At 40.1% G+C, this 11,736-nt stretch carries 13 protein-coding genes and 1 pseudogene; 3 read left to right on the top strand and 11 right to left on the bottom strand.

Annotated features, from left to right (window positions below; genetic code table 11):
• Positions 1 to 351: 351 nt before the first annotated feature.
• From OTG27_RS03505 to OTG27_RS03515, 3 genes and pseudogenes are all read right to left on the bottom strand, one after another.
• Positions 352 to 543: a hypothetical protein gene (locus OTG27_RS03505; protein WP_268936235.1), complete on the bottom strand. Its 192-nt coding sequence runs from the start codon at positions 541 to 543 to the stop codon at positions 352 to 354.
• A gap of 609 nt (positions 544 to 1,152) precedes the next feature.
• Positions 1,153 to 1,881: pseudogene (locus tag OTG27_RS03510) on the bottom strand (flotillin family protein); the annotation flags it as partial.
• A 20-nt stretch (positions 1,882 to 1,901) separates the two neighbouring features.
• Entirely contained in the window at positions 1,902 to 2,420 is a 519-nt protein-coding gene (locus OTG27_RS03515) for an NfeD family protein (RefSeq protein ID WP_057277378.1), read from the bottom strand.
• A gap of 314 nt (positions 2,421 to 2,734) precedes the next feature.
• On the opposite strand from OTG27_RS03515, the gene OTG27_RS03520 reads away from it, so the two are divergent.
• Positions 2,735 to 3,307 carry a biotin transporter BioY gene (locus tag OTG27_RS03520; protein ID WP_048679976.1) on the top strand — a complete coding sequence of 191 codons (573 nt, stop codon included), beginning with the start codon at positions 2,735 to 2,737 and terminating at the stop codon, positions 3,305 to 3,307.
• A gap of 263 nt (positions 3,308 to 3,570) precedes the next feature.
• On the opposite strand, the gene OTG27_RS03525 is transcribed toward OTG27_RS03520, so the two are convergent.
• Positions 3,571 to 4,056 carry a YusW family protein gene (locus OTG27_RS03525; protein ID WP_268936236.1) on the bottom strand — a complete coding sequence of 162 codons (486 nt, stop codon included), beginning with the start codon at positions 4,054 to 4,056 and terminating at the stop codon, positions 3,571 to 3,573.
• Between the two features lie 100 nt (positions 4,057 to 4,156).
• Positions 4,157 to 4,801 (bottom strand): PAQR family membrane homeostasis protein TrhA, encoded by a 645-nt coding sequence (trhA, locus tag OTG27_RS03530; RefSeq protein ID WP_249598142.1) that lies wholly within the window; start codon positions 4,799 to 4,801, stop codon positions 4,157 to 4,159.
• Between the two features lie 159 nt (positions 4,802 to 4,960).
• Here trhA and OTG27_RS03535 point away from each other — a divergent pair, with 159 nt between their 5' ends.
• Positions 4,961 to 5,548, top strand: coding sequence for a DUF2087 domain-containing protein (locus OTG27_RS03535; protein ID WP_268936237.1), 588 nt, complete (start codon positions 4,961 to 4,963; stop codon positions 5,546 to 5,548).
• Positions 5,549 to 5,607: 59 nt separating this feature from the next.
• Here OTG27_RS03535 and OTG27_RS03540 read toward each other — a convergent pair whose 3' ends face one another.
• The 3 genes from OTG27_RS03540 to OTG27_RS03550 form a co-directional block, all read right to left on the bottom strand.
• Positions 5,608 to 6,207 (bottom strand): cell wall hydrolase, encoded by a 600-nt coding sequence (locus OTG27_RS03540; protein ID WP_268936238.1) that lies wholly within the window; start codon positions 6,205 to 6,207, stop codon positions 5,608 to 5,610.
• Positions 6,208 to 6,313: 106 nt separating this feature from the next.
• Entirely contained in the window at positions 6,314 to 6,889 is a 576-nt protein-coding gene (locus OTG27_RS03545; protein ID WP_268936427.1) for a GNAT family N-acetyltransferase, read from the bottom strand.
• Between the two features lie 39 nt (positions 6,890 to 6,928).
• A complete protein-coding gene (locus OTG27_RS03550; RefSeq protein WP_048679988.1) occupies positions 6,929 to 7,333 on the bottom strand; it encodes a secondary thiamine-phosphate synthase enzyme YjbQ in 405 nt (134 codons plus the stop codon).
• A 390-nt stretch (positions 7,334 to 7,723) separates the two neighbouring features.
• Between OTG27_RS03550 and OTG27_RS03555 the strand changes: the two genes are divergently transcribed.
• Positions 7,724 to 7,948, top strand: coding sequence for a VOC family protein (locus tag OTG27_RS03555; protein WP_268936239.1), 225 nt, complete (start codon positions 7,724 to 7,726; stop codon positions 7,946 to 7,948).
• A gap of 182 nt (positions 7,949 to 8,130) precedes the next feature.
• On the opposite strand, the gene OTG27_RS03560 is transcribed toward OTG27_RS03555, so the two are convergent.
• Genes OTG27_RS03560 through OTG27_RS03570 form a run of 3 tightly spaced genes read right to left on the bottom strand, consistent with a single transcriptional unit; the run spans position 8,131 to position 11,700 of the window.
• Entirely contained in the window at positions 8,131 to 10,023 is a 1,893-nt protein-coding gene (locus OTG27_RS03560) for a PTS fructose transporter subunit IIABC (RefSeq protein ID WP_268936240.1), read from the bottom strand.
• 4 nt (positions 10,024 to 10,027) lie between these two features.
• A complete protein-coding gene (gene pfkB / locus OTG27_RS03565; RefSeq protein ID WP_268936241.1) occupies positions 10,028 to 10,948 on the bottom strand; it encodes a 1-phosphofructokinase in 921 nt (306 codons plus the stop codon).
• Entirely contained in the window at positions 10,948 to 11,700 is a 753-nt protein-coding gene (locus tag OTG27_RS03570; protein WP_268936242.1) for a DeoR/GlpR family DNA-binding transcription regulator, read from the bottom strand. The genes pfkB and OTG27_RS03570 overlap by 1 nt, the downstream gene beginning before the upstream one ends.
• Positions 11,701 to 11,736 lie beyond the last annotated feature (36 nt).

An 11,736-nucleotide genomic window follows, 5' to 3' on the forward strand; every position in this document is an offset into this window, starting at 1 on the left:
TTCGTTCATTTTAATAGTATCAATAATACCGACATTAGAAATACGATTAGCATATATTGAAAACAGTTCCTTATTACGGAAAATTTAAAAAAGATATTATTAATCTAACCTTCCCCTAATAAAAAACCTGCATACTCGAAAGTACACAGGCCCTTGGTTGTATTCCGGCTAGCAAGATAATTCGTAGAAACCTAGAATGCCTAACTACCTCCATAAACGAAGATCTAAAAGATGAAGGTACCCGAAAATGATTTTTTTAGTTCCTATTATCCGCCTTCTTCACAGTCTCCGTAAGCTAAGATATAGGTTACATTGGTTCCTCCTATTTAGGAATCCCTTTTGTAATTCACCTTACCGTTCATTAGCGAAGTAATAGGCAAGAAGTATTTGAATTAAATTGTTGGTAACAAAGTTTACAACCTTATTAGTGTCAATCAATTCAGGATGTACCTGAATGAGCCCAACAACTACTCCTTGCCATATAAAACTAGCAACTAATACAAACACTATCACAAACAATTTTTTTAGCTTCATATCGGACATTCTAGATCCCTCCACAAATTATTTATTGCGGATAGCTAGAATACAACCACCTTAAAGGTGGCCATAACAGCCACCCCCAAGGATTTAATTTATTATAATATAAATTGGATAATTTGACCACATTATATCTAGAAATTAAAAACAGCCCTCTGCTTTATGGAGTACTGTTTCTCTCTATACTTTACTGTGCATTCATCCAATCATAATACTCTGGTTGCGAATGGGATGTTGTTCCGAAACTATTACAGCTGCTTTTTTTAGTTCATCCATCCATTTTCCATTTAACGGGTTTGATGCTGCAAGATTTGTAGATCAAATTCTGTTTTTATTTTAAACCCTCAGTTAGCAACGATCTTTGAAAAACCGCCAAAATAAAAAAACCTTTTCATAATTAGGTTTTGGTTTGATTAGGATATTATAATTATTCACAAAATTTTTATGTATATATTTATAGAGAGTTCCGAGATTTTGTTGGTACATATCCTTTAATGAACTAACAACATTAAAAGAGAAATATATTTATTTCACCCATATAATTTGGGGAAAAATAAGTACAAGTATATTGAATATTAGATTCCTTATATTTATCCCCAACAAATCAGATATACAATCGGTTGCCCTTTCAAGTTCGGCACGCTGAGCTTCCTTCGATGCTTCGGCTCGCTTGATTCGCGTTTCTTTCTCTGCATCGGCGGTAGCTATATCGGCATCCCTCTTCACCTGTGCAATCCTTGGCTTTCCGAGCGACTCAAGATATCCATTTTTGTCACGAACATCTTTAATCGTGAACGATACGATAATGAGTCCCATTTTAGCTAAGTCCTGCGAGGCAACCCTCTGTACTTCCTGGGAAAACTTTTCACGGTTTTTATAAATTTCCTCGACGGTCATCGAACCAAGGATGGAACGAAGATGCCCTTCCAATACTTCCCGCGCTTCCTGTTCACGGTCATCTTTCGATTTACCAAGGAATTGCTCAGCAGCTGTGGCTATATCGGTGATTGAACCGCCAATCTTGATGATCGATACACCATCTGCCATGACCGGAACTCCCTGTTCTGTATATACTTCGGGAGTGGAGACCTCAAGCTTGCTTGACAATAAGCTTAGTGGTTCCGCTTGCTGGAACACCGGGAGAACGAAAGCACCCCCGCCGCGGACGATTTTAATTTTATTTCCTGATTCGTCAATGTGAACATTTTTGCTTCCTAAGTAGCTTCCGGTCACGATTAATGCCTCATCAGGACCAGCCGTGCGATATTTCGTAACAAAGACAGCAATAAGTGCGATAAATAAAACTGCAACTATGGCGACAACTATCCAAATCAAATCAAACATACCATACCTCCTACACTTTTTTAATCCTGGTGGGGCATAACATAGATAACCCCATTTTTAACTTCGATGATCAAGACCTTTGTATCCGAAACAATTCCTTCATTCTTATAGCTGGCCGCAGTTTTGGCGATACTTCCACTGATGCTTTCTATCAGGACTTCCCCAAACCCGTCAACGGGGATTGATGTGAGAACCCTGCCGACCCTTCCTCTCAGGTCATTATCATGAAATGTCAAACTTTCTTCCGCTGATGAGATGGGAATCAAAACAAATACATTCAGTAAAGTGACGATGGTAAATGAAATGATGAGGGAAATGCCGGCACATAATCCAGCATTAAGCCCTGAAAGCGATTCAAGTAAAAAACCACTCGCAAAAAACACGGTCAAAAAGCAAAAAATGAGCGTAGGATTAAATATATCCGGTAATTCAAGGCCGGAAAATATATCATTAAACAAGATAAATAAGAATGTTAACCCCCCGAATATAATTAATCCATATAAATAGACTGTTTCTAATGGAACTCCAAATAACTCCATCTCTTTCATCCTTTAAATTCGATTTTTCCAAGCCGCATACTACTTTAATGGCCTAGGATAAGCGTTTTACCAACATTAATAATCTATGGTTATAATCCCCTCCATTTACTTCGCTTACCATTCATACGATTGATGCATTTAAAAAGTTTCATTTATTTTCCAAGTTTTGAATTTCATCCTAGTAAAACCCTGTATTCTCTAGGTCCATTATTGAAATAAAATGCATAATACCATTGACAGTGTTTACTTAACATATTAAAATTCTTTATATGTTAACTCGTTACATATCCAGGTTTACATTAGGAGGAAACACGATGAAGGAGCGTCATGAGAAGTTAAGAATGATGATGGTTACAGCATTATTTGCAGCACTTATAGGAATACTTGCCCAAATTACCATTCCACTGCCCTTAGTTCCGATTACAGGACAGACTCTAGCTGTTGGACTGGCAGCAACGATACTGGGTTCACGTTATGGAACCTCTTCCGTTTTACTATACCTGTTCATAGGGGCAGCGGGAGTACCGGTTTTCGCTGAAATGTCTGGGGGACTAGCTAAGATATTCGGTCCGACAGGCGGTTATTTATTATCCTATATCCCGACAGTATACATAACGGGTCTGATATTGGAAAAAACCCGTTTCTCCGTTGCAATGGCTTTCGTTGCAAATACAATCGGGATGATAATTACTTTGGTAATCGGTACGGTTTGGTTAAAATATATGAGTTCATTATCTTGGCCAGTGGCATTCGCCAGCGGTTTTGCACCATTTATAATCGTAGGCGTTTTAAAGGCATTCCTTGCATCTTGGCTTGGCATTACAATCCGTTCAAGGTTAGCGTCGGCTAATATGCTGCCAAAAAAAAATGCACCAATATCCCAATGATGGGTAAATCAAGAGAGGATACCGCTTGTGGTATCCTCTCTTTTCTTCTATATTCAACTTCCAGAATACTGCAAAAAAAAAAGACTCTTAAAAAAGAATCTTTTTTGCAAGTGTTTATTGCGGTCCTATCCCCATAAGTCCGAATATGAATAGCAAATGTATATTATCCCCTTTGCTAACCGTAATCATTTTACTATAGGAACAGTAATTTGACAACTATTGAAGGCACACAGAAACATGCAGAATATCGTTACGGATTTTAGTTACTTATTACTCACTTTATATTCTTTTTTCGTACCATCATCGAAAACGATCTCTAAATCAAATTCTTGATAGCCATCCTTCAAATTAAAAGCTTTTGTAACTTCTTGAATGACTTCCTCATCTGTTGAATCTTTAGTGAATGTCAATTTTTCTAGAATCGGGGTCAACTCTTTCATTGCTTCATCACCGTGAACTTCGTGTTTGTTAAGCTTGTCCTCGATTGAAGCTTCTGTTTGGGCTCCCATTGTATCATATTCAGCTTCGTATTCGTTATCATTGCCGGTATAATCCACTTCTAATTGAAAATCCTTATATGTGAAAGGCAGTTTTTCATTATTATCCTTGCCTGTTTCAGGATTATTTTCAGCTTGATTTTCATTTTCCTGAACCGGGGGGTTTTTCACTTCATCTTTTTCTTCGCCGCATCCAGCCAAAACAAGCATAGCGGCAAACGGCACTGATAATATTTTGATTGATCTCCCCATTAGTTTTTTCCTCCTTTAGTTTGTATACCTTACTTATTTCCTAATGGGGGTCATTTAAAACCTCAACCAATCCCTCAAATACATCAAATCGGCCAAGATATCATTGTGGAAGGATATAAAACAATACCGCAAAAAAGTGTGTGGCAGTTCCCCCAAGCACGAATACATGCCAAACCGCGTGATGGAACGGAAAACCCCGCCAAACATAAAAGATGGCTCCGAACGTATAAAGCAATCCCCCTGCAATCAGTAGCTGGATACCCGCTGCAGGCATCGTAGCTGTAAGTGGTCCCCAAACGATAACGATCATCCACCCCATGGCAATATAAAGGATCGTCGAAAGGAAGAGGAATTTTTTCACATAGAAAGCTTTGAAGACGACGCCAATGATTGCAACTCCCCAAATGATACCTAGCAGTGTCCAGCCCAGTGACCCTTTGATCACAAGAAGCATGATTGGCGTGTATGTTCCTGCAATGAATATATATATGGCTGAATGATCAAAGATTTCAAAAATATCCTTTGTTTTACCTTCTGGAAAACTATGCACTAAAGTGGAAGAGACGTATAAAAGAAGCATGGAAACACCATATATGACCGAAATGACTACATTCCAAGGCGATCCTGTTTGGGCTGAGAATATGATTAAAAGCACAAGTGCGGCAATACTCAACAAAACGCCGACACCGTGGGTTATCGCATTGACCACTTCTTCTTTTCTTGTATAAACATGAGTATTGGCCATGTTACAGCTCCTTAATTCCGGATTAATTTTTTTAGTATTCCCCTAAAGTATACATCAGATCTTCCAAGCAATATAGAAAAGTGAATAGTAACTTGATTAACTGCCACTAATTAGATTATTATCTAATTAGATGTTAATCTAATTATAAGGGGGGATAAAGTGCAATTAGAAAAATTGGTCGCTTTCCACAAGACGATTGGTGATGTGACAAGGATCAGGATAATATCCATCCTGGCAAACGGTCCAAAACACGGACAGGCACTTGCAGGTATACTAAAATTGACGGCTCCGACCATCTCACACCATTTATCGAAATTGAAAGACATTAATTTAGTGAAGGACCGGAGGGAAAAAAATACGGTCTATTATTTTTTGAATGAAGATGTCCTGAAGCATTATTCGTCAGCATTGCCTAAAATGGTTTCAACTAAGGGGGACTTCAGTAAAATGGAAAATCAAAAGCTGATTTTAGAACATAAAAAGATCCTTGACAACTTTTATACTCCAGATGGTCGACTAAAAACTATACCAGCACAAAGAAAAAAGAAAATGATCGTTCTTCATCATATTGGAAGCCTTCTGGAAAAGGGACGTAAATATCCAGAAAAAGAACTGAATGAATTCATCCAGTCTTTCCATGATGATTATGCAACGATAAGACGTGAACTCATTATCGGAAGCATCATGTACCGCGAAAACAGCATTTATGAGCTGAATCCCCGCGAAATGTGGGCTGATATCATTTAACGGTTTTCTAAAAAAAAGAACCGGTCTCCCATTTGGAAAACCGGTTCTTAAGATGCAGTTTAGATGGCAAAATGGTGCCCACCGATAATTTTTATTACCTCTAATTGTTTCATCCATTCGCTGTCCGAAATACTTGGATTCCAAAAATACAAGGCATCATTTGTGTAGCCATGAATAGCCAATGCTTCATTGACAGCTCTCTTGGCATCCTTTCCTGCCGGTTTGTTTATACTGCCATCACCAACAGGCGAGAATTGGTTTTTTTGATAAATCACTTCCCGGACCGTATCAGGGAATTCATTGCTATCAAGGCGATTCAAAACAACTCCCGCTACCTCGACCTTGCCTCTGTATGGTTCCCCTTTGGCTTCTGCATGCACAAGCCTAGCTAATAATTCTTTATCTTTATCATTCATTACATGCGGAATAATCAATGTTTTACCAGGTTCGGCAACATTATTTACGTTATGATTGACTTCTTTTAACTTACCGATTGGAACACCGTACTGCTTTGCAATATCCCATATCGATTCACCTTGTTTAATGACATGTTTGGTTGCCCCATCAGAAGCTTCACTTGTCGTACCCTTAGGAAAAGCTATACCAAGTACGATGACACTTAGAGTCATTATCACGGATATTAATACTGATAATTTCATCCTGTTACCTCCTCGTTAAGCATCTTCCTAGGATAACAGACCATATGGGAGAAAACAGTGCTAAATTTTTTCCAAGGAAATGAAGGAAATATTTTCACGTTTCCATTTACCTACGGAATTTTAATGATTCCCACTCTTCCCGCAGCATTCCCATTCTGATTGAATCATAATAATAACCATCATGATAGCGGCATTTTCTCATTCTTCCCTCTACTTGCATTCCTACCTTTTTCCCAACTGCGATCATACGTTCATTACCTGACCAAGTTGTAAGTCCAACCCGCTCAATCTCCAGGTTTTCGAATAAATACCCACTGAACATCATTAATGCTTCTGTCCCATGACCGCCATTCCAAAACTGGGGATCAAAAATAGTAATTCCGATTTCAAGCCAGCGTGAAGGTTCATGTTCCCAGTAATATACAACAGATCCTATAATTTGATCGTTTTTTTCCATTAATAGCTCGGAGTAAGTCCCGATTTTTTCATCATAGGTTTTATGCTTCGTTTCTCTTTCGATAAACGTATGGAAATCAATGAGTTCAAGAGGGAGATAAGGTGCATCCCATTTTTTCCATTCCGGATCGGTTTCGCCATATTTCAGGCTCCATAAACGTTTTAAATCGGCTTGTTTTACATTCCTCAATATGACTTTGCTACCTTCAATCCGAACATCGTCCACTCCGCTTCCTCCCACTTCATCCATGCTGAACCTTCCATTTTACTGGTCGACACATAATTTAATAAAATATTGCCTTTCTCTTGGACCATCGAATTCACAAAAATACACACCCTGCCAAGTACCAAGGACTAAGCTCCCTTTATGGATGATCACCTGTTGTGAAGAACCAACCGTACTTGATTTCAAATGGGCAGCCGTGTTTCCTTCCATATGTAAATCCAATGTATGATTCCATGGGTATTGCTCATCCAATCTCCTCAATATATCCTTTTTGACATCGGGGTCAGCATTTTCATTGATCGTGATCCCTGCAGTCGTATGTGGACAATATATAAGAGCTACACCCTCTTGAATCCCCTTTTCCTTGATGAATGCCTGTACTTCTGTCGTAACATCAATCATATCATCCCTTTTCACCGTTTTTAAGGTATTTTTCTTCAGCATGTACATTCACTCCTTTTATTCATTTTAATACTCCTTTACCCATAAACATAAATATTCATGCTTTCTTAAACCATGCACAACTAAAACATAGGAGATTTTATCGATGACAATCAAAAAAAAACATCCCTATTGATCTTTTTATTTTAGGCTGTTTTCGCATACTTTGTGCGGTGTGGTTGCTTTCCCTCCAGATGCTCGCTTTCCTTGGTGCGGGCGGTGAGCCTCCTCGGCGTAAACGCCTGTGGGGTCTCACCTGTCCCGCTGCTCCCGCAGGAGTCTCGCACTTCCGCTCCAATCAACCTTAAATAGAGTCGTTTTAAAAACAACAACCTTTACGAAAAGAGCCTTATTTTAAAATTGGATATATAAGGAATTGGAAGGCGTTGCAAAATGAACTTCCTTTTTAAGTCAATCGACCATTACCAATTAGCATCTCCTAATACCGAGGACCAATCAAGGAAGTTTTTCACTGAGATACTAATGTTCCGGGAAGTGAAAAAGCCTCTGTCATTAAGTTCCAATGGCGGGTTATGGTTCGAATCGGGATCGATCAAGATTCATGTCGGAACGGAGGATCATTTCATTACGCAAAAAAAAAGCGCATCCAGCACTTGAAGTTGAAAATCTCAACGAATTTAAACAACATTTTAATAACTAAGCATTTTTCTTTTACAGTAGATGGGAGGTTGCCCGGTGCAACCGTATATATTTAACCGATTCCTTCGGCCGGATCGAAATATTGGAATGGGAATAATAAAAAGCGGGTCCATTTATCTCGGACCCGCTTTTGTAGTATATTATTTTTGTTTCTTTTTCCAGATTCCCAATATTAAAGCGGTAATGAGGGCTCCTATTAAAATCGCCAGCAAATAGCGGAAAGGATGGTTGACTAGAGGGATGACGAATATACCCCCATGCGGCGCTGGCAATGTTACACCAAAAGCCATTGACAGCGCTCCTGCCGTCGCTGATCCAATAACACTGCTGACAATAACCCGCAATGGATCCGCCGCCGCAAAAGGAATCGCTCCCTCTGTAATGAACGAAGCACCCATGAAGTAATTAGTGAAGCCGGATTTCCTTTCCATTTCACTGAATTTACTTTTAAAGAATGTAGTTGCAAGTGCGATTCCAAGAGGAGGAACCATTCCACCAGCCATAACTGCAGCATGCGGTCCGAAACTTGATGCTTCAATGGCTGCAATCCCAAAAGTGAATGCCGCTTTATTTAAGGGGCCTCCCATATCCACAGCCATCATGCCCCCAAGAATCAAGCCGAGGAATATTGCGTTCGTGCCGGATAAGCCCTGCAGCCAATTAGTCAGGCCCGTGTTAATTGCTGTTACTGGTTCATTTACGAGAAATATCATGATAAACCCTGTAATTAACATTCCGAATACAGGATAGAGTAAAACCGGTTTAATGCCATCAAGTGTTTGCGGTAACTTGGAAAACAATTTTCTTAATAGTAAGACGACATAACCTGCAAGGAAACCGGCGATCAGTCCGCCAAGAAAACCGGCATTAGCCTGTGCTGCCAATAATCCACCTACCATACCAGGGGCAAAACCTGGACGGTCGGCTATACTTGAAGCAATGAATCCAGCGAGTACTGGGATAAGCAAGAAGAAGGCACCATTTCCCCCGCCAATATCACTTAGTGCTTTGGCAATGGGATTATAATCCGGACTTGCCGGATCGGCTGCCTCGATTCCAAAAAAGAAAGAAAGCGCAATCAAGATTCCGCCCCCGACGACAAATGGAAGCATATTACTTACACCATTCATTAAGTGCTTGTAAATCCCCAATCCTCCCTTAGCTGAATCACCTTCATCACTTTTACCATTTCCAGTTCCTTTGTAAACAGGTGCATCCTGATTCATGGCTCTGGTTAACAGTTCCTCGGTCTTCCGGATCCCCTGGGCAACAGGGACAATAATGACATGTTTTCCATTAAAACGCTCCATTTCCACCTGCTTATCAGCCGCAACAATAATGGCATCCGCCTCTTCAATTTCTGCGGCGGTTAAACCATTTTTAATACCTGTGGAACCATTTGTTTCCACTTTGAAATCGATTCCCATTTCCTTCGCTTTAGCCTTTAACGCATCTGCAGCCATATAAGTATGGGCAATTCCTGTTGGACAAGCTGTAACGGCAAGGATTTTACCTCCTTTATCGTTACTGCTGGCGCTATTACTCAATTGCTTTTCTTCACTTTCTTCTTCATAAGCTTCCATTTCTTTTTGATTGATTATCTCCAACACTTCCTCACCAGAAGAAGCAGAAATCAATCGGGCCCTGAATTTATCATCCATCAGTAACGAAGAAAGCCTGGAAAGAGTTTCCAAGTGATCTGCATTCGCTCCTTCACTGGCTGCAATCATAAAGAACAAATGGGCCGGCTGTCCATCAAGCGATTCATAATCCACACCACTGACCGATTTGCCGAAACAGATGGCAGGTATCTTTACAGCATTTGTTTTTGCATGCGGTATGGCTATCCCTTCACCAATCCCGGTTGTGCTTTGTTCTTCACGTTTTAAGATGGCAGCTTTGAAACCATCCAGATCATTTAACCTGTCTGCCTCGGCTAACTTTCCTGATAGTTCATCAATGACTGCTTGCTTTGTAACACTTTGCAGATTGATTATGATTGTATCCAATTTTAACAAGTCTGTAATTTTCATAGAGTCAGCCTCCTGATAGTTGATTGATAGCAATTTGCGGTAATAACTCTTCAATTTTATCCAATGTACCGAGATCGGATGAAAAGGCTGTAGCACTTCCTGCCGCAAGACTGAAGCGGAAAGCAGATAGAATATCCCCTGTCCTTTCATATGTCCCGATGAAACCTGCGACCATGGAATCACCGGCACCCACTGAGTTGATGACGTTCCCTTTTGGAACATTTGCGGAATATGATTCTCCACCCGAGCAAAGCACGGCACCCTGTCCCGCCATTGAAACAATAACGTTTTGTGCTCCTGCTTCAACCAATTTAGCGCCATATTCCCTAGCATCATCAATGTTACTTATTTCGGTGAAAAAAAGCTCACCCAGCTCATGATGATTGGGCTTTATTAAAAATGGCCGGTGTGGAAGGACATTCAGTAATTCCTTGCCACTCGTATCCACCACCACTTTAATGCCATTATGGGTACAAGACCTTGCCATGGCTTCGTATACATCCGAAGGAACGCTTGGAGGGATGCTTCCTGACAAAATGAGGATATCATTATTGTTCAACTGTTCAATCTGACTAAATAATTGTTGATAATTCCCTTTTGAAATGACTGGCCCTTGGCTATTTATTTCGGTCTCAAGCCCTGTTTTCAATTTAATGTTAATTCTTGTATCTCCAGCTATTTCTGTAAAGTCCGTGAAAATCTCTTCCTGTCTTAAAAACCTTTTTACAAATTCACCTGTTTGTCCACCGATGAATCCTAACGCTGTTGTACTATTTCCCAGCCTTTTTAGCACACGGGAAACATTGATCCCTTTCCCTCCAGGGAATTTTGCATCATAACTGGTTCGATTCACCTTGCCCATTTGAAAGCTCTCCACTTCGACCAGGTAATCGATGGATGGATTGAGTGTCACTGTATAAATCATTAAATGGTCACGACCTTTACCTTTGGATTTTTTTGAAGGTGAGCAACAGCCTCTTCATCATTGCTGTCAGTAAGGATAATGGCATCGCTTACATCTGCCACCTTGGCGAAAGTAGCTTCATTAAGTTTTGAACTGTCAGCAAGCACGTAGGTCTCGTTAGAGAGACGTAATGCCATCTTCTTCAGCAGGGCTTCCTCAGGGTCTGGAGTTGTGAAACCCAATTCTTGATGGATGCCGTTCATTCCCAAGAAACATTTATCAAAACGGTATTCATTCAAAAACTGTACAGCATTACTTCCTATAATCGCATTTGTCGAAAACTTTATCGTTCCGCCAACTAACACTGTTTTGATTTCCAATTCGATGAGTTTGGGAATATGCATAAGACCATTTGTCAGCACCGTTATATTTTTATCCTTTAAATAAGGAATCATTTCGGCAGTTGTCGTACCTGCATCAAGATATATACAATCATTTTTCTCTGTGAATGAAGCAGCCAGCTTTGCTATAAGTTGTTTTTCAGCTCTTGCTTTGTATTGCTTTTCCATAGTTGTTGGCTCAAGGCCTTTTCTTTGCAGTAAAGAGGCCCCGCCATGCACGCGTTTCAAGAGCTTCATTTCTTCGAGTTGCACTAAATCTCTCCGAATGGTCGACTCCGAGGCTTGTAACTGATCTACAAGCTCCTGCAGCTTTACCGTTCCTTGTTCTTTAAGGATCGATAAGATGAACTGATGCCTTTCCGTTGTCAACAATTCGCCCACCTCACTTTAATATCATCATCATATATG

Origin of the sequence: Peribacillus sp. AS_2, from assembly GCF_026891895.1 — a bacterium.
Taxonomy (GTDB): Bacteria; Bacillota; Bacilli; order Bacillales; family DSM-1321; genus Peribacillus; species Peribacillus frigoritolerans.

Coding starts and splice junctions, on each gene's coding strand:
- OTG27_RS03505 (WP_268936235.1), bottom strand. CDS start 543: ATGTCCGATATGAAGCTAAAAAAATTGTTTGTGATAGTGTTTGTATTA.
- pfkB (WP_268936241.1), bottom strand. CDS start 10,948: ATGATTTATACAGTGACACTCAATCCATCCATCGATTACCTGGTCGAA.
- OTG27_RS03550 (WP_048679988.1), bottom strand. CDS start 7,333: ATGCTGAAGAAAAATACCTTAAAAACGGTGAAAAGGGATGATATGATT.
- OTG27_RS03555 (WP_268936239.1), top strand. CDS start 7,724: ATGAACTTCCTTTTTAAGTCAATCGACCATTACCAATTAGCATCTCCT.
- OTG27_RS03515 (WP_057277378.1), bottom strand. CDS start 2,420: ATGGAGTTATTTGGAGTTCCATTAGAAACAGTCTATTTATATGGATTA.
- OTG27_RS03520 (WP_048679976.1), top strand. CDS start 2,735: ATGAAGGAGCGTCATGAGAAGTTAAGAATGATGATGGTTACAGCATTA.
- OTG27_RS03525 (WP_268936236.1), bottom strand. CDS start 4,056: ATGGGGAGATCAATCAAAATATTATCAGTGCCGTTTGCCGCTATGCTT.
- OTG27_RS03540 (WP_268936238.1), bottom strand. CDS start 6,207: ATGAAATTATCAGTATTAATATCCGTGATAATGACTCTAAGTGTCATC.
- OTG27_RS03560 (WP_268936240.1), bottom strand. CDS start 10,023: ATGAAAATTACAGACTTGTTAAAATTGGATACAATCATAATCAATCTG.
- trhA (WP_249598142.1), bottom strand. CDS start 4,801: ATGGCCAATACTCATGTTTATACAAGAAAAGAAGAAGTGGTCAATGCG.